The following is a 15,719-nucleotide window of genomic DNA, read 5'->3' on the forward strand; positions in this document are numbered from 1 at the left end:
CTACCCTGTCCCCGTGCTCACGATCGGTGTCGACCTCGCTGCGGAGCCGGTGCGCACCGCTCTCGCCGCCCTCGAGTTCTCCGGCGGCCGGGCCGTCGTCCGCTCGCTCGTACTCGGCGCCGAGGACGCGACGATCGTCGAGGCGTCACGGGACGCGGCGGTCATCGGGATCGACTGCGCGTTCGGCTGGCCGGTGGAGTTCGCGGCGTTCGTCTCCGCGCACACGCGACGGGAGGTCTCGCCGCGGACGCTCGCGGGACGCGACTGGCGCCGCCGCCTCGCGTACCGCGAGACGGACCGGGTGGCGCGCGAGGTCACCGGCCGCTGGCCGCTCAGCGTCTCGACCGACCGGCTCGGGATGACCGCGATGCGCTGCGCGGAGCTGCTCGACGCCTTCGCCGCGAGCGGGGAGGACGTCGACCGCTCCGGGCGCGGACGGCTCGTCGAGGCGTACCCGGCGGCGGCGCTGCGGCTCTGGGGAGTGGACACCACGGGGTACAAGACGCGACCGGAGGCCGTGGCGCTCGCCGTGGAGTCGCTGCGACGGGCCGCGCCCTGGCTCGATGTGCCGGCGCCCGCGCTCGCGCTGATGAGCCGCTCCGACGACGCGTTCGACGCCGTCGTCGCCGCTCTCAACGCCCGCGCCCACGCCCTGGGCGCGACCCTGCCGGTGCCTCCCGAACTGCAGGAGGCGGCGGAGGCCGAGGGGTGGATCGCGGTCCCGACCGGATCGCTCGCGGAGCTCGCGGGCTGATCCGAACCGTTCCGACGGGTGTTCGCTCAGGCCGGGATCTTGGCCCCCAGCAGGCCGGCGGCGACCTCGGCGGCCCGCTCGGCCTCCTCGACGGTCGAGAAGGGTCCGGTGGGGACGAGGGAGGGCGCGGTGGTCAGTCGGGCGTCGATCTCGAGTCGGAACCGGGGCAGCTCCGCCCCGGGAACGACGACGATCCTGACTCCGTTCCGGCTCCATCGCGCGGGTTGGATAGAAGAAATCTGTGTCATGGTGCTCTCCGCTTTCGCGATCATCCGCACGGGTGGCTGACGCCTCGACCGTGCACGCTTCACGCTACGTCCGGTGCCCGTCTCTCCGAACGGGCTTGACCTCTCAGGCTCGTCGGGCGTAGCGGGTCACTGCAGTCGGTCGAGGGTGTCGCTGATCCGCCGCAGGCACTCGATGAGGACCGACACCTGCGCGGCGTCCAGGTCGGCGAGCACCTCGCCCTCGGCGGCGACGAGATTCCGCATCGCCTCGTCGACCCGCTTCGTGCCCCGCGGGGTGAGCGAGACGATCTTGCTGCGCGAGTCGGCCGCGTTCTGCTCGCGGACCACGAGCCCGCGGGCCCCGAGGCGGTCGACGCGGCTGGCGAGGTTGCCGCTGGACAGCGCGAGGTGCGTGGCCAGGGCCGAGGGCGTCATCCCGCCCTCCCCGCGCTGCCGCAGCAGCGAGAGGAGCTCGAACTCCCACGGGGCGAGATCGCTGACGGCGAAGGACTGCCGCCGCACCTCCTGCACGCGCGGGCTGAGCCGGCGGAGGCGGGAGACGACGTCCAGAGGCGCGAAATCGAGGTCGGGCAGGGCCCCGGCCCACGCGTCGATCACCAGATCGACATCGTCGTCTTCGCGCATGCCCCGATTATCCCCGGACGGCGCGGGCGCCGACGACGGGTGGTCCGGGGAGGCCGGCGGGCCTAGCCTGTGCGGACGACGGGCGGACCGGTCAGGCGCGGGCGGCCCGGACGTAGGCGACGATCGCGTTGGCGTGGCCGTGGCCCAGGCCGTGCTCGGTCTTCAGCCAGGTGACGACCTGCATGTGCGGCTCGGAGCGCAGACGCTCGTCGGCGAGGTCGAGCCAGTCCTGGACGGGACGGCCGTAGGTCTTCTCGATGCTCGGGAAGTACGAGGCCGGTCCCTTCGGCTTCGCACCGTCGGCGGGCGGTTCGGGAGCGAGCACGCGGTCGGTCATGCGGTCACGATAGCGAGCCGCGGTCAGGTCGTGTAGGCCGAGGGGTCGAACCGGCCGAGCTCCTCGCGGAAGGCGAAGGCGAAGTCGGGCCAGAGCAGGGTGAGTCGCCGGTTGTCGTCCAGGTACCAGCTCTCGCAGCCCCCGTTGGTCCAGACGGTGTCGGCGCTGAGGGCGTCGAGCCGTGCGACGGAGGCGGCCTCGGCCTCGGCGGTGACCTCGAGCCGGTCGGCGCCGGAGACCGCGAGGTGGTCGAGCGCGGCGAGCACGTAGGCGATCTGCGTCTCGATCATGTGCACCGCGGAGTTGTGGCCGAGGCTCGCGTTGGGGCCGTTGACGACGAAGAGGCTCGGGAAGCCGTGGACCGCGGTCGACTCGTACGCGACCATGCCGTCGGCCCAGCGGTCGGCGAGGAGGACGCCGCCGCGGCCGCGGATGCGCCGGGCGAAGGGCGGCCGCGTGGAGTGGAAGCCGGTCGCGAAGACGAGCACGTCGACCCCGTGCGGGACGCCGTCGTCGCCGAGCGCGGCCCCCTCCTCGAGGCGCCGGAGCGGACCGGGGACGACGCGGACGTGCGGCTGCGCGAGAGCGGGGTAGTAGTCGTCCGAGAGGAGCACGCGCTTGCAGCCGATCTCGTAGTCCGGAGTCAGCACGGCGCGGAGCGCGGGATCGATGATCTGCGCCTCGAGGTGGCCGAGCGCCTCCGCCCGCAGCCGATCGATGGCCTCGGGCACGGCGACGCGGCCGGCGAAGCCGAGCTCGGCGCGCCAGAACAGCTCCTCGCGGAGCCTCGCCAGGGCCCCGGGCGCGCGGGAGAGGGCTCGGCGCTCCTCCGGCGGGTACGGGCGGTTCCGGCGGGGGACGACGTACGGGGCCGAGCGCTGGAAGAGCACCACCTCGGCGGCGCGCTCGGCGAGGTGCGGCACGATCTGCACGGCGGAGGCTCCCGAGCCGACGATGCCGACGCGCTTCCCGTCGAGGTCGACGTCGTCCCGCCAGCGTGCGGAGTGGAAAGCGGGACCCGCGAACGAATCCAGGCCCGGGACGGCCGGGAGGCGGGGCTCGGAGAGGCGCCCCGCGCAGACGAGGAGGACCGCGGCGGAGTAGTCGCCCCGGGAGGTGCGCACCCGCCAGCGGTGCGCCTCCTCGTCGAAGACCGCCTCGAGCACCTCGGTCCCCAGCCGGAGCCGGGGCGCCAGGCCCTCCTTCTCGACGACGCGCTCGAGGTAGGACTGGATCTCGGCCCCGGGGGCGTAGAACGCCGACCAGTCGGCCTCGGGGGCGAAGGAGTAGGAGTAGAGGTGCGAGGGGATGTCGCAGGAGACTCCGGGGTAGACGTTGTCCCGCCAGGTCCCGCCGATCCGCTCGGCGCGCTCCAGCACGACGAACGAGGTCCCGCCGCGGCGCTCCAGGCGGACCGCGGCTCCGAGCCCGGCGAACCCGGCGCCGATCACGACGACGTCGACGTCCATCAGACCGTCGTCCTCGCCAGGACGCTGCCCGCCGGGTCGCGGTGCGGATCGGCGAGGAAGTGCTCGAGGACGGCGAGGAGCTCGGCGGGCCGCTCGGCGAGCACCGCGTGACCGGAGTCGAGGACGGCGTAGCGGGCGTCGTCGATCGCGCCGAGCAGGGCCTCGGCGCCCTCGACGCCGGCGACGGCGTCGGCGGAGCAGCCGACCACGAGGGCGGGAACCCGGCAGTCCGAGGCGGCCGCAGCGACGTCGGCCCGGGCGGAGGCGGCGAGCATCCGCGCGGCGTCGGCGCCCCACGGGGAGGAGGCGGTGGCCGAGCGGACGGCGAGGAGCCGAGCGGCCTCCTCCTGCGCGTCGGGCGGCAGCATCGGCCAGAGGCGCGCCGTGCGGAGGAGGCGCTCCGTCGGGCGCAGCCATCCGGCCACGAGGGCGAGGGCGCGCACCCGCCGATCGCCCGCGGCGAGGGCCACGGCGGCTCCGAGCGAGTGGCCGATCAGGACGGCCTCCTCGGCGCCGAGCGCGTCCAGGGAGGCGCGGACCGCGGCGGGTCCGTCGAGCCAGGGGTCGCCGAGATCGGCGAGCTCGAGCGCGGCGACGCGGTGGCGCCGCGCCAGCATCGGCAGCAGCAGCCCGGTGTCGCTCCGCGCGCCCCGGCCGACGCCGGTCAGCATCAGGACCGCGCGCGGGCTCCCGGCGCCCGCGGTCAGCAGCCGCACGGTGGCGCTGTCCGACTCGATCCGCTCCTCCCGGACCAGCTCGGCCTGGCGCCGCAGGTACTCGGAGCGGGTCATGACACCCGGCGGGTCCCGCGGACCGGGAGGCGCATCCGCTGAGGACCCGCCGCTGCGACGGGCTCCGCCCGCAGCGCCCTCTCCGGCGCGACCACGCCGTACGTCGTGGTGCGCTGGCGCCAGCCGCGGCCGATCTCGCCGCTCAGCCGGGCGACGGTCGCGATGTCGAGCGAGCGGTAGGCCTCCGCTCCGGCCTCGGGCCGCAGGGCCCCGTCGAGCAGCAGGCCGCCGAGGTCGTCCGCCCCGCCGCGGAGGAGGACCTGCGCCGCGTGCAGTCCGAGCTTGGTCCAGGCGGTCTGCACGTGGGCGATCCGGCCGTGGAGGACGAGCCGTGCGACGGCGTGCACGGCGCGGGTCTCGCGGAGGGTCGGCCCGCCCCGGCTCGCGCGCACCACGGAAGGAGGCGCCTCCGCCGGGACGAAGGGCATCGCGATGAACTCGGTGAAGCCGCCCGTCTCGTCCTGGATCGCCGCGAGCGTGCGCAGGTGCGCGAGCTGCTGCTCGGGGGTCTCGACGTGTCCGTAGACCATGGTCGAGGTGGAGCGGAGGCCGCTGCGGTGCGCGGCCGTGATCGCCTCCCGCCACTCGGCCACGGTCGGGTCCGTCCCCTCGCTCAGGACGGCGCGGACGTCGTCGTCGAGGATGCGGGCGGCGGTCCCCGGGACGGAGTCCACGCCGGCCTCGCGCAGAGCGTCGAGCATCGCGGGCAGGGTTCGGCCCGTGCGCCGGGCGACCTCGAGGATCTCGCCGGGCCGGTAGGCGTGCAGGTGCAGCGAGGGCTGCCGCTGCTTCAGCGTGCGGACGATCAGCAGCAGATCGTCGCCCGGGTGCTCCGGTCCGATCGCGCCCTGGAGGCAGAGCTCGGTGGCGCCGAGCGCGACCGCCTCGTCGGCGAGCTCCTCCAGCCGCTCGACGGTCAGCCCGCCGTCTCCCCAGAGGGAGGTGTCGATGTTGCGGTTGACGACGACCGAGACCTCGTCGCCGGCGGCGTCGTGCCGCAGGTCGTCCGCCAGAGCGGAGAGGGCGTCGAGGTCGTCGCCGTCGGCTGCGAGCAGGGCGAGGTAGTCGGCGTCCTCGAGACCGGCGGGGTCCGTCTCCGCCCGGGCGAGCACGGCGCCGAGGGCGGGCGCGACTGGTCGGGGCAGGGCGTCGAGCGAGTCGCGGTAGGGCCGGGGGAGGACCGCTGCCGCCTCGTCGGCGAGCCAGGTCCCGCGGTCGGCGAGCGCCTCGACGTAGGGAGCGACGCGCGGATCGATCCAGGTGGCCGAGTCGCGGAGGTACTGCGGGTGGGCGGTCAGCCGCTCGTGCAGCCGGTAGCCGGCCGTCGCGGTGAGCCGCGCGAGGTCGTCGATGTTCGGCCAGGGGCGCTCCGGATTCACGTGATCCGCCGTGAGCGGGCTGACACCGCCCCAGTCGTCGACCCCGGCGCGCAGCAGCAGCCCGAGCTCCTGCTCGTCGGTGAGGTTCGGCGGCGCCTGGATCGTCGCCTCGGCGCCCAGCACGAGGCGCGCGACCGCGACGTTGGCCACGTACTCCTGCAGCTCGAGGTCGACCTCGTTCTGCATGGCCGTCCGCGGCTTCGCGCGGAAGTTCTGGACGATGCACTCCTGCACGTGGCCCCACCGCTCGTGGGACTCGCGGATCGCGAAGAGGGCGTCCGCCCGCTCCGCCGCGTTCTCGCCGATGCCCAGCAGCACGCCGGTGGTGAAGGGGATGCGGCTGCGGCCCGCGTCCTCGAGCACCCGCAGGCGCAGCGCCGGGTCCTTGTCCGGGGAGCCGTAGTGCACACCGCCCTTCTCCGACCAGAGGCGCTCGGCGGTCGTCTCGAGCATCATGCCCATCGAGGGCGCGACCGGGCGGAGCCGCTGCAGCTCGGCCCACGACATCACGCCGGGGTTCAGGTGCGTGACCATGCCCGTCTCGCTCATCACCAGGACGGCCATCGCGCGCACGTACTCGAGCGTCGAGGCGTAGCCGTGCTCGGCGAGCCAGGCGCGGGCGATCGGCCACCGGTCCTCCGGGCGGTCGCCGAGCGTGAACAGGGCCTCCTTGCAGCCGAGCGCGGCACCGGCGCGGGCGACCTCGAGGATCTCCTCCGGCTCCATGAAGGTCGACTCGCGCTTGGCCGCGAGCCCGCCCGGTGTCTCCACGAAGACGCAGTAGTGGCACCGGTCGCGGCAGAGCTTGGTCAGCGGGACGAAGACCTTCCGCGAGTAGGTGACGACGCCGGGCCGTCCGCGGCGGGCGAGTCCGTCGTCGCGCAGGCGGCCGGCGGCCTCCAGCAGCAGGTCGAGGTCGTCGCCGCGCGCGCCGAGGAGCTCCTCGGCGGTCTCGCGCGTCAGCGCCTCGCCGCGGTCGAGCCGGGCGAGCAGGGTGGCCGTGGTCATGCGGGAGCGGCCCTTCCGAAGGGGGTCGTGGCGGAGGCGGGAGGTCAGAGCGCGCGCAGCCGCGGCGCGAGGTCGCGCTCGAAGGCGTCGAAGAAGCGCTGCTGGTCGTCGCCCGGGGCGTGGAAGACCAGGTGGGTGAAGCCCGCGTCGACGTAGGGCTTGATCTGCGCGACCGTCTCCTCGGGGTCGGAGCCGACGATCCAGCGCTTCGCGACCTGCTCGATCGGCAGCTCGTCGGCGGCGCGCTCCATGTCGACCGGATCGGTCAGCGAGTGCTTCTGCTCGGGCGACAGCGAGAGCGGCGCCCAGAAGCGCGTGTTCTCGAGCGCGAGCGCCGGATCGGGATCGTAGGAGAGCTTGATCTCGATCATGCGGTCGATGGTCGAGGAGTCGCGATCGGCCGCCGCGGCGCCCGCCTCGACGGCGGGGAGCAGCTTCTCGGTGTAGAGCTCCATGCCCTTGCCCGACGTGCAGATGAAGCCGTCGCCCGCCCGGCCGGCGTACTTGGCGACGACGGGGCCGCCCGCCGCGATGTAGACCGGCACGCCGCTCTCGGGCTTGTCGTAGATCGACGCCTCGTGCGTGGAGTAGTACTCGCCGTCGAAGGTGACGCGGTCGCCCGCCCACAGCGCGCGCATCAGCCGCACGGCCTCGCGCAGGCGGGCGAAGCGCTCCTTGAAGTCGGGCCAGGTCTGCTCGCCCGCGCCCTGATAGCCGGTGGCGACCTCGTTCAGCGCCTCGCCGGTGCCGACGCCGAGCATGATCCGCTCGGGGTAGAGCACGCCGAGCGTGCCGAACGCCTGGGCGATGACGGCGGGGTTGTAGCGGTAGTGCGGGGTCATGACGGAGGTGCCGAGGGTGATGGTGGAGGTGCGCTCACCGGCCGCGGCGAGCCAGGCGAGGGAGAACGGCGCGTGCCCGCCCGTGTGCCGCCACGGCTGGAAGTGGTCCGAGACGACCGCGGTCTCGAAGCCGTGCCGCTCGGCGCCGACCGCGAGCTCGACGAGCTCCCGGGCGCCGAACTGCTCCGCCGATGCCTTGTACCCGAGCGTGATCGTCATCTGCAGCCTTCGTGAGAGGTGGGACGGCCCCCGGAGCGGGAGCGGCCCCTCCATTCTGCGCCTGCCGCGGCGCCCGGCGGGACGGGTGGACGCACCCGGGGGAGGCGTGCCCCGATCCCGCGCTGGGGAGGAGCGTCAGGCCGGCGGAGCGGCGATGTTCACCATCCAGCCGACGCCGTAGCGGTCGACCAGCATCCCGAAGCGGTCGCCCCAGGGCGAGGCGACCAGCGGCTCGACGACCGTGCCGCCCTCGGCCAGGCCGTCCCAGTAGCCGCTCAGCTCGGCGTCGTCGTCGCCGAAGAGCGCGATCGTGATGCGGGCGCCGCTCTCGGCCGGGCTCGAGGAGGGGGAGTCGGAGCCCATCAGGATCATCCCGCTCGGCGTGACGAGCTGGGCGTGCATGATCCGGTCCTGGTCGGCCGGATCCGCGCTCATCCCGAAGTCGCCGAAACGGCTGGAGCTGAGCTCGCCGCCGAGGACGTCCCGGTAGAACTCCATCGCCTCCTGCGCGGAGCCGTCGAAGCCGATGTAGGGGCTCAGTGAAGTGGGCACGGCACGCCTTTCCGTCGAGGTGCGCCCAGTATCTCCGCGTCCCGACGCGAGCACCAGGGGCGTCCTGCAGAAGGTCCGCCCCCGGTCCTCAGAGCTCGTCGCGGGTGGGCGGGTTCGCGCCGGAGCGGGAGGTCGTGATGCCGGCGACGTGCGCGGCGTGGCGGCCGATCGCGTGCAGGGCGGGGCCGTCGAGCAGCATCCCGTTCGCGGCGCCGAGGCCCTGGCGGAACGCCTCGTCGAGGATCGCGCCCATCGCGGAGTCGCCGGCGCCGATCGTGTCCGCCACCACGATCCGGGCGGCGGGCACGGTCACCCGCGTGACGGCCGAGGCCAGCAGAAGTCCCTCCGCGCCGCGTGTGACGACCGCGAGCTGCGACCCGAGGGAGAGCAGCCGGCTGAGGACCTCGTCGAGCTGCATCGTCGGGTAGAGCCACTCCGCGTCCTCGTCGCTGAGCTTCACGACCTCGCACGCGGCGGCGATCCGCTCGAAGCGCGCGAGCGCCTCGGCGTGCGCGCCGACCAGAGCCGGGCGGATGTTCGCGTCGACGCTCGCCGTCACTCCGGCGGGCAGTGCCTCGAGGAGCTCGAGCACGGCGGATCCGCCCGGCTCGAGGAAGATCGCGATGGAACCGGTGTGGACGTGGGAGGCGCCCTCCGGGTCCGCCGCCGGCGGGTTCCAGGAGAGGTCGAAGACGTAGCGGGCCGACCCGTCCGCGGCGAGGACCGCCCGAGCGGTGCTGGTGCGCTCCGAGTCGCCGTGCCGGACCTCCACGCCGGAGGCCTCGAGGTGGGCGCTGATGCGGCGGCCGCGCTCGTCGTCGGCGATGTCGGTGACGAGGGTCGCGGGCCGCCCGAGTCGGGCGAGCGTGAGGGCGACGTTGGCCGGGGAGCCGCCGACGTGCTCCGTGGCGCTGCCGTCGCGCTCGACGATGTCGATCAGCGCCTCGCCGATGACCAGGGTGCGGGAAGCCGGGCTGACGCGCTCGTCGGTGGAGGACATGCCGACATCATGCCGGGTGACGGGGTCGCCCCGCGACGCGCGGGGCCGACCGGCGCGAGCGGCTCGCGTCCCGACCGCGGTCTCAGCCCCGGTCGCGCAGGTCCGCCAGCACCGCGTCCACGCTCGTGATCTCGATCAGCGGCGCGTACAGGGACATGGCGTCGAGCGCGCGCTGGTGGTCGGCCTCGGAGGCGCCCGCGCAGGCGTCCGCGGCGACCCTGACCCGCACTCCGGCGTCCGCGGCCGCCAGCGCCGTCGAGAGCACGCAGCAGTCGGTCGAGACGCCGGTGAGCACGAGCTCGCGGGAGTCGTCGAGCTCGGCCTCGAGCTCGGGCCCCCACTTGCCGAAGGTCGTGGCGGTGATCGTGCGATGGCCCTCGAACCCGGCCACGAGCTCGTAGAGCCGGTCGCACTCGGGGACGAGCGCGAACGGCCACTCGCGGTAGTAGGGGATCCACGCGCCGGCGGGCCGCTCCGGGGCGACGAAGCGGGTGGTCACGACCCGCTCGCCGAACGCCGGGAGGAGCCGGCGGGTCCCCTCGGCCGCGCGCTCGAATCCGCCGGATCCCCACGGCGACTCGGCGTCGGCGAAGACGTGCTGCAGGTCGATCGCGACGAGCAGGCTCACGCCGAGGCCTCCTGGCGGCGGACGGCCCCGCGCGAGAGGGCGAGCGTTCCCGCGAAGCCGATCACGAGCGCCACGAGGACGCCGAGGTTGGCGCCGGCCCAGTCGCCGTCGCGGCCGCCGAGCGGGCCGAGGAGGTAGCCCTCCCACTCGAACCCGGGGGAGTAGTTGACCACCAGGCCCCAGCCGACGACCGCGCCGATCAGCACGAGGGCCACGGGGACCGCCGAGACGCTGCCGTAGCGGCCGTGGGAGTCGTACAGAGCCTCCTGGTCGTAGTCGCGCCGACGGAGGAGGAGGTCCGCGAGGAAGACGCCGAGCCAGGCCGCGATCGGCACGCCGAGGGTGATCAGGAAGCCCTGGAACGGGCCGAGGAAGTCGCCCGCGACGAACACGACGTAGACCGCTCCGAGGACCATCAGCACGCCGTCGATCCCGGCGGCCACCGGCCGCGAGACCTTGAGCCCCGTGCTGAGCAGCGCCAGGCCCGAGGAGTAGATGTCCATCACCGCCCCGCCGATCAGGCCGAGCAGCGCGACGACGATGAAGGGGAGCAGGAACCAGGTCGGCAGGATCCCGGCGAGCGCTCCGATCGGGTCCGCGGCGATCGCGTCCGAGAGCTCCTGCGAGGAGCCGGCCAGCAGCAGGCCGACGACCACCAGCACGACGGGCGCGACCGCTCCGCCGATCGTCGTCCACGCGATCACTCCGCTCGTGCGGGCACCGCGGGGGAGGTAGCGGGAGTAGTCGGCCGCGGCGTTCACCCAGCCCAGCCCGAAGCCGGTCATCATGAACACGAGCCCGCCGATGACCGCGGCGGCCGAGCCCGCGGGCAGGGCGCCGACGGCGGCGAGGTCGATCCGGTCGAGGACGAGCACGACGTAGACCACGGTCAGCACGGCGGTCGCGACGGTGATCGCGAGCTGGAGCCGCATGATGAGGCGGAAGCCCGCGATCCCGGCGATCACGATGAGCGCGGCGACCACGATCAGCGCGACCACCTTGGTGAGCACGCCCCCGTCCCAGCCGAACTCCTCGAACACCGTCGCCGTCGCGAGCACCGCGAGGGAGGCCAGCACCGTCTCCCAGCCCACCGTGAGCAGCCAGGAGATCACCGAGACGAGGCGGTTGCCGTCGACCCCGAAGGCCGCCCGGCTGAGCACCATCGTCGGGGCGGAGCCGCGCTTGCCGGCGACGGCGACCAGACCGCAGAAGAGGAACGAGACGACGATCCCGATCACGCTGACGAGCGTCGCCTGCCCAAAGGAGAGGCCGAACCCGAGGAGGAAGGAGCCGTAGCTCAGCCCGAGCACGGACACGTTCGCGGCGAACCACGGCCAGAACAGGTCGCGAGGGCGGCCGTGCCGCTCCGACTCCTGGATCGTGTCGAGGCCGTTGAGCTCGATGCCGCTTGCGGGGCGGGTGCTCGGACGATCGGGGGAGGTCATCGCGTCCTCGTTCTCACGGGTGCCGGCCCTGCGCCGGAGCTGTGACGAACCTACAGCGCCCCGCGCTCGAACAGCAGCCGGAGCGATTCGAGGTCGTCCGCGACCCGCGCGCAGTCCTCGTCCCAGTCGTCGAGGCTCATCCCGGGGCGCCGCCGCACGGTGAAGGCCACCTCGGCGCCGTCCCCGTTCACGAGCACCCGGAGCGGATTGTCCACCACCGTCCCGTCGGGGAGCGTGACCTCGTGGTCCGCGACGCCGAACGGGTTCTGCGGGGCGAAGCGCACCTCGACCCGGCCCATCGGCGAGTCGGCGAACCAGCGTCCGTCGACCTGCTCGAGCGCGGAGGAGGCGAGGCCCGCGGCCCACCGCGGGAGGTTCGCCGGGTCGGAGACGAAGGCGTACACCTCCGCGGCCGGAGCCTCGATCACGACGCCCACGGGGCGCGATTCGTACAGGGTCATCCGCTCGTCCTTCCTCTGCAGCCGGTCAGTGCTCGTCGCCGAAGCTGGCGACCAGCAGCGCGGCGAGCGCCGTCCGCTCCAGCATGCCCTCGATGCCGATCGCCTCGCTGCGCGCGTGCGCCCCCTCGCCCGGGGCGCCGAGCCCGTCGAGGACCGGCAGGCCCAGCGCGGCGACGAGGTTGCCGTCGCTCGCCCCGCCGACCGCGATCTCGCGGAGGGGGACGTCGATCCGCTTCGCGACCCGCTCGGCCCTGCGGTAGAGCGCGGCGACGGAGGCGGTCCGCTCGAAGACGGGCCGCTCCCAGGAGCCGCGCACCTCCAGCCGGATGCGCGGGTCGACGGCGGCGAGCGCGTCGAGCTCGGCCTCGACGCGGGCGGCCTCGGCGGATCCGCGGATCCGCGCCTCCAGCTCCAGGCGCACGCGGGCCGTCGTCACGTTGACCCGCGAGCCGCCGGAGACCACTCCGATGTTGACCGAGGTGCCCTCCTCCTCCCGCGCGATCGCCAGCACCCGCGGGATCAGCGAGCCGAGCTCGTGGATCGCGCTCGCCCCCTTCTCCGGTTCGACCCCGGCGTGCGCCTCGACGCCGACCACGTCGATCACGAAGCGCCCGATGCCCTTGCGCGCCGTCTTGACCGCGTCGCCGATCGCGCCCTCGAACACCAGGACCGCGTCGGCGCCCGCGCACTGCCGCTCCAGGAACGGGCGGGAGGCGGCGCTGCCGATCTCCTCGTCCCCGCTCATCACCAGGCGGACGGCCGGATGCGGGACGCCGGCGTGGCGGAGCGCGGCCACCAGCCACACCATCTGCACCAGCCCGGCCTTCATGTCGTAGCTGCCCGGTCCGCTCAGGCGGTCGCCGTCGACGGCGAAGGGCCAGGAGCGGGTCGTGCCCAGGGGCCACACCGTGTCGTAGTGGCCGAGCAGCGCCACGAACGGACGCGTGCCCCGGTGCGGTCTCGCGCCGCCGCTCGCCGGGACGGTCCAGCTGGTCGCGGTCGGCGCGTCCTGCGCACGCCGGTGCTGCACGTCGGCGTCGTGCCCGAGCCGCTCTCCCACCCAGTGCACCAGAAAGGCGTGCAGCTCGCCGAGCGCCTCGAGGGAGTCGCTGGGGCTCTCGATCATCACGAGGTGCCGGACGTCGTCGAGCATCCGCGAGCGGTTGTCGCGGAGGAAGGAGCGCACGCGGGCGGCGTCGTCGGCATCGGGGAAGGTCATCGACTCCGGAATACCAGAGTGCGGCCGCTCGCGCGAACCGGCTGAACCGTTCGGGCCCCGTTACGTTGGTGCAGGAAGAGGTGGAGATGTCCGAGGATCAGGCCCAGATGCTGCGTGCGCTGCACGACGAGCACGCCAGCGCGCTCTGGCGGTTCGTGCTGCGCCTGACCGGCGACCGCCAGATGGCGGAGGACGTCGTGCAGGAGGCGCTGCTGCGCGCCTGGAAGCACCCCGAGATCCTCGCCCAGGGCGAGGCCGCCGCCCGCTCCTGGCTCTACACCGTGGCCCGGAACCTCGTCATCGACGACCGCCGCAGCGCCCGCTACGCCCGGGAGCTGGGCACGGACGAGGTCCCCGAGCGCCCGACCGCCGACCGCACCGACCAGGTGCTCGACGCCTGGCTGCTCTCGGACGCGCTCAGCGGACTGAGCCACGACCACCGCGCGGTCATCGTGCACGCCTACTACGGCGGCCGCACGGTCACCGAGATCGCCGCGCTGCTGGGGATCGCCCCGGGCACCGTCAAGTCGCGGATGCACTACGGGATGCGGGCCCTCAAGCTCGCACTGCAGGAGCGGGGGGTGACGGAGCTGTGAGCCGCGACCCCTCCTCCGACGACCGGCACGACGACCCCTTCCGCGACTGGGACGCCGCGTACCTCCTCGGATCTCTGACCGCTGCCGACCGCCGCGAGTACGAGCTGCACCTGCGCGCCTGCCCCGACTGCCGCGAGTCCCTCGCCGAGTTCGTCCCGCTGCCGGGCCTGCTGGCACACCTGCCCCAGGACGAGGCGATGCGCCTGGTCGAGGAGCCGGAGGCGGCCGGCGATCCGGCTCCGGCGGCACTGCTGACCCGCCTCGCCGCGGCCACCGACTCCGTCCGCCGCCGCACCCGGCTGCGCATCGCGGGCCTGGTGCTCGCCGCCGCGGGCGTCTCGGCCGCCGCCGCCGTCGCCCTGCCGCTCGCGATCGGTCCGTCCCTCGCCCCTGTCGAGACCGTCGGCTCGACCGTCTCGCTCGCCGCGGCTCCGGGCGTCCCCGTCGAGGCCTCCGTGCGGTTCGTGCCGCAGCAGTGGGGCACGCGGATCGACATGGACTGCAGCTGGGCCGACACGGCCGAGCAGTACGCGGGCTCGGCCGGCTACGTTTTCTACGTCACGGACACCTCGGGCGGCACCGAGGCCGTCGGATCGTGGACGAGCGCGCCGGGGACGACGATGGAGCCCAGCCTCGCCACCGGGCTCCCGCTGTCCGAGATCGCCTCGGTCGAGGTGCGGCTGCAGGGATCGGACACCGTCGTGCTCACCGGCCGCCCCTGAGCGGGCCGCCGGATTCCCAGGTGCGCGCTCGGCGGACTGAGTAGCTTCTCAGTCATGACGATCGCGACCCTCGCCCTCGCCCCCGCCTCCGTGGCGACCGCCTCCTCCTCCGACAGCATCGACGAGCTCTCCGGACTCGTCGGCGTCGCCGCGCGGGTGATCGCCGCGCTCGGAGAGGCGGGCGTCGGCCTGCTGACGCTGATCGAGACGGTGTTCCCGCCGATCCCGAGCGAGCTCGTGCTGCCGCTGGCCGGCTTCCTCGCCCAGCAGGGCCGGATGAACCTGGTGCTGGTCGTGATCACGGCGACCCTCGGCGCCTACCTCGGCGGCCTGATCCTCTACGCGCTCGGCCACCGCATCGGCACGGAGCGCTCGATCCGCCTGCTCTCCAAGCTCCCGCTGGTCGACCGCGAGGACTTCGAGAAGGCGGTCGGCTGGTTCCGCCGGCACGGCACCTGGGCGGTCCTCTTCGGTCGCCTCATCCCGGGCGTGCGCAGCCTCATCTCGCTCCCCGCGGGGGCCGAGCGGATGAACCTGCTGCTGTTCTCGGGACTGACGATCCTCGGCTCCGGCGTCTGGAACGGCCTGCTGATCGGCCTCGGCGCGGCCCTCGGCACGCAGTACGAGCTCGTCGACCAGTACGCGGGCGTGCTCGACGCGATCATCTACAGCGCGTTCGGCGTGCTGCTGCTCGCGCTCGTGGTGCGCCGCGTGCGGCGGCACCGTGCCGCGGCGCGCACCGGATCGCGCCACTGACCTGCGTCCTCGGGCGGGCGGGCGCAAGGCCCCGCGCCACCCCGCCCCGGTGCCCTAACGTTCGAGGGGTCCGCACTCCCCGACGCGAAGGAACGCCATGTCCGAGACCGCCGCGCCCACGATGTCCCGCACCTCCGTCGAGCGCTGGTGGATCATCGCCGTCTCGCTGATCGCGATCGTGCTCGGCGTCATCGCCGTCCTGATCCCCGGTCCGACGCTGCTGACCGTCGCCATCGTCTTCGGCATCCACCTGATCGCCGCGGGCGTCTTCCGCCTGCTGCTGGCCTTCACCGCCTCGCGGCTCGATGCCCGGGTGCGCTGGCTCGCGGGCCTGCTCGGCGCCCTGATCCTGGTCGCGGGCATCCTGTGCCTGTCGAACCCGTTCGAGTCGCTGAGCGTCCTGGGCCTCGTGATCGGCGCGGGCTGGATCCTCGACGGCGTCTCGAGCATCACCAGCGGCCGCACCGTCGCCGGCCCCGCGTGGCTGCCGATCGCGGCAGGGATCGCCTCGGTCATCGCGGGCGTCCTGACGATCATCATGCCCGTGCTGGCGCTGGCCTCCTTCGTCACGGTCGCGGCCATCCTGCTGATCGTCGTGGGCGTCTCGGGCCTGCTCCTGCTCCCGGGCCGCACGAAGCGCCCCGAGAGCGCCGAGGCGTAGACCGCGCG

The 15,719-nt window shown here is 74.0% G+C and carries 18 protein-coding genes; 5 read left to right on the forward strand and 13 right to left on the reverse strand.

Annotation, left to right across the window (positions count from 1 at the left end):
* Positions 1–13 precede the first annotated feature (13 nt).
* Positions 14–754, forward strand: a complete 741-nt coding sequence (locus C5C56_RS02045) for a DUF429 domain-containing protein (RefSeq protein WP_104315171.1) — start codon at positions 14–16, stop codon at positions 752–754.
* Positions 755–780: 26 nt separating this feature from the next.
* Here the strand turns inward: C5C56_RS02045 and C5C56_RS02050 are convergent, their stop codons facing one another.
* The 13 genes from C5C56_RS02050 to C5C56_RS02110 form a co-directional block, all read right to left on the reverse strand.
* Positions 781–1,002 carry a hypothetical protein gene (locus C5C56_RS02050; RefSeq protein WP_146076606.1) on the reverse strand — a complete coding sequence of 74 codons (222 nt, stop codon included), beginning with the start codon at positions 1,000–1,002 and terminating at the stop codon, positions 781–783.
* Positions 1,003–1,128: 126 nt separating this feature from the next.
* Complete coding sequence (locus C5C56_RS02055; protein ID WP_104225059.1) at positions 1,129–1,626, reverse strand: MarR family winged helix-turn-helix transcriptional regulator; 498 nt, start codon at positions 1,624–1,626, stop codon at positions 1,129–1,131.
* 91 nt (positions 1,627–1,717) lie between these two features.
* Entirely contained in the window at positions 1,718–1,963 is a 246-nt protein-coding gene (locus C5C56_RS02060; RefSeq protein WP_104225060.1) for a DUF4287 domain-containing protein, read from the reverse strand.
* A gap of 23 nt (positions 1,964–1,986) precedes the next feature.
* Complete coding sequence (locus C5C56_RS02065; RefSeq protein WP_104319034.1) at positions 1,987–3,432, reverse strand: NAD(P)/FAD-dependent oxidoreductase; 1,446 nt, start codon at positions 3,430–3,432, stop codon at positions 1,987–1,989.
* The gene (locus tag C5C56_RS02070; protein ID WP_104319035.1) at positions 3,432–4,223 is read right to left on the reverse strand and encodes an alpha/beta fold hydrolase; all 792 of its coding nucleotides are present in this window, start codon (positions 4,221–4,223) and stop codon (positions 3,432–3,434) included. The genes C5C56_RS02065 and C5C56_RS02070 overlap by 1 nt, the downstream gene beginning before the upstream one ends.
* A complete protein-coding gene (gene cofG, locus C5C56_RS02075) occupies positions 4,220–6,610 on the reverse strand; it encodes a 7,8-didemethyl-8-hydroxy-5-deazariboflavin synthase CofG (RefSeq protein WP_104319036.1) in 2,391 nt (796 codons plus the stop codon). The genes C5C56_RS02070 and cofG overlap by 4 nt, the downstream gene beginning before the upstream one ends.
* A gap of 44 nt (positions 6,611–6,654) precedes the next feature.
* The gene (gene fgd / locus C5C56_RS02080) at positions 6,655–7,671 is read right to left on the reverse strand and encodes a glucose-6-phosphate dehydrogenase (coenzyme-F420) (RefSeq protein WP_181074566.1); all 1,017 of its coding nucleotides are present in this window, start codon (positions 7,669–7,671) and stop codon (positions 6,655–6,657) included.
* Positions 7,672–7,806: 135 nt separating this feature from the next.
* Positions 7,807–8,223 (reverse strand): VOC family protein, encoded by a 417-nt coding sequence (locus tag C5C56_RS02085; protein WP_104246718.1) that lies wholly within the window; start codon positions 8,221–8,223, stop codon positions 7,807–7,809.
* Positions 8,224–8,311: 88 nt separating this feature from the next.
* A complete protein-coding gene (locus tag C5C56_RS02090; protein ID WP_104232867.1) occupies positions 8,312–9,223 on the reverse strand; it encodes a carbohydrate kinase in 912 nt (303 codons plus the stop codon).
* An 82-nt stretch (positions 9,224–9,305) separates the two neighbouring features.
* The gene (locus tag C5C56_RS02095; RefSeq protein WP_104319037.1) at positions 9,306–9,851 is read right to left on the reverse strand and encodes a cysteine hydrolase family protein; all 546 of its coding nucleotides are present in this window, start codon (positions 9,849–9,851) and stop codon (positions 9,306–9,308) included.
* Positions 9,848–11,296, reverse strand: a complete 1,449-nt coding sequence (locus tag C5C56_RS02100; RefSeq protein WP_104319038.1) for a cytosine permease — start codon at positions 11,294–11,296, stop codon at positions 9,848–9,850. Before C5C56_RS02100 ends, C5C56_RS02095 begins: the two co-directional genes overlap by 4 nt.
* A 50-nt stretch (positions 11,297–11,346) precedes the next feature.
* A complete protein-coding gene (locus C5C56_RS02105; protein WP_104249452.1) occupies positions 11,347–11,757 on the reverse strand; it encodes an SRPBCC family protein in 411 nt (136 codons plus the stop codon).
* 25 nt (positions 11,758–11,782) lie between these two features.
* Complete coding sequence (locus tag C5C56_RS02110; protein ID WP_104288085.1) at positions 11,783–12,976, reverse strand: M20/M25/M40 family metallo-hydrolase; 1,194 nt, start codon at positions 12,974–12,976, stop codon at positions 11,783–11,785.
* An 86-nt stretch (positions 12,977–13,062) separates the two neighbouring features.
* Between C5C56_RS02110 and C5C56_RS02115 the strand changes: the two genes are divergently transcribed.
* From C5C56_RS02115 to C5C56_RS02130, 4 genes are all read left to right on the forward strand, one after another.
* Entirely contained in the window at positions 13,063–13,572 is a 510-nt protein-coding gene (locus C5C56_RS02115) for a sigma-70 family RNA polymerase sigma factor (protein ID WP_104225070.1), read from the forward strand.
* Positions 13,569–14,294, forward strand: a complete 726-nt coding sequence (locus C5C56_RS02120; protein ID WP_104319039.1) for an anti-sigma factor — start codon at positions 13,569–13,571, stop codon at positions 14,292–14,294. Before C5C56_RS02115 ends, C5C56_RS02120 begins: the two co-directional genes overlap by 4 nt.
* 54 nt (positions 14,295–14,348) lie before the next feature.
* On the forward strand, positions 14,349–15,050 hold the full coding sequence (locus tag C5C56_RS02125) for a DedA family protein (RefSeq protein ID WP_104225072.1): 702 nt from the start codon (positions 14,349–14,351) through the stop codon (positions 15,048–15,050).
* 97 nt (positions 15,051–15,147) lie between these two features.
* Entirely contained in the window at positions 15,148–15,711 is a 564-nt protein-coding gene (locus C5C56_RS02130) for an HdeD family acid-resistance protein (RefSeq protein ID WP_104225073.1), read from the forward strand.
* Positions 15,712–15,719: the final 8 nt, after the last annotated feature.

The sequence above is a fragment of the Rathayibacter sp. AY1D1 genome (genome assembly GCF_002932635.1).
Taxonomy (GTDB): Bacteria; Actinomycetota; Actinomycetes; order Actinomycetales; family Microbacteriaceae; genus Rathayibacter.

Bases quoted from the DNA above. Each gene is read 5' to 3' on its own strand.
- C5C56_RS02050 (WP_146076606.1), bottom strand. From the start codon at position 1,002: ATGACACAGATTTCTTCTATCCAACCCGCGCGATGGAGCCGGAACGGA.
- C5C56_RS02055 (WP_104225059.1), bottom strand. From the start codon at position 1,626: ATGCGCGAAGACGACGATGTCGATCTGGTGATCGACGCGTGGGCCGGG.
- C5C56_RS02060 (WP_104225060.1), bottom strand. From the start codon at position 1,963: ATGACCGACCGCGTGCTCGCTCCCGAACCGCCCGCCGACGGTGCGAAG.
- C5C56_RS02065 (WP_104319034.1), bottom strand. From the start codon at position 3,432: ATGGACGTCGACGTCGTCGTGATCGGCGCCGGGTTCGCCGGGCTCGGA.
- C5C56_RS02070 (WP_104319035.1), bottom strand. From the start codon at position 4,223: ATGACCCGCTCCGAGTACCTGCGGCGCCAGGCCGAGCTGGTCCGGGAG.
- cofG (WP_104319036.1), bottom strand. From the start codon at position 6,610: ATGACCACGGCCACCCTGCTCGCCCGGCTCGACCGCGGCGAGGCGCTG.
- fgd (WP_181074566.1), bottom strand. From the start codon at position 7,671: ATGACGATCACGCTCGGGTACAAGGCATCGGCGGAGCAGTTCGGCGCC.
- C5C56_RS02090 (WP_104232867.1), bottom strand. From the start codon at position 9,223: ATGTCCTCCACCGACGAGCGCGTCAGCCCGGCTTCCCGCACCCTGGTC.
- C5C56_RS02100 (WP_104319038.1), bottom strand. From the start codon at position 11,296: ATGACCTCCCCCGATCGTCCGAGCACCCGCCCCGCAAGCGGCATCGAG.
- C5C56_RS02105 (WP_104249452.1), bottom strand. From the start codon at position 11,757: ATGACCCTGTACGAATCGCGCCCCGTGGGCGTCGTGATCGAGGCTCCG.
- C5C56_RS02110 (WP_104288085.1), bottom strand. From the start codon at position 12,976: ATGACCTTCCCCGATGCCGACGACGCCGCCCGCGTGCGCTCCTTCCTC.
- C5C56_RS02115 (WP_104225070.1), top strand. From the start codon at position 13,063: ATGTCCGAGGATCAGGCCCAGATGCTGCGTGCGCTGCACGACGAGCAC.
- C5C56_RS02125 (WP_104225072.1), top strand. From the start codon at position 14,349: ATGACGATCGCGACCCTCGCCCTCGCCCCCGCCTCCGTGGCGACCGCC.
- C5C56_RS02130 (WP_104225073.1), top strand. From the start codon at position 15,148: ATGTCCGAGACCGCCGCGCCCACGATGTCCCGCACCTCCGTCGAGCGC.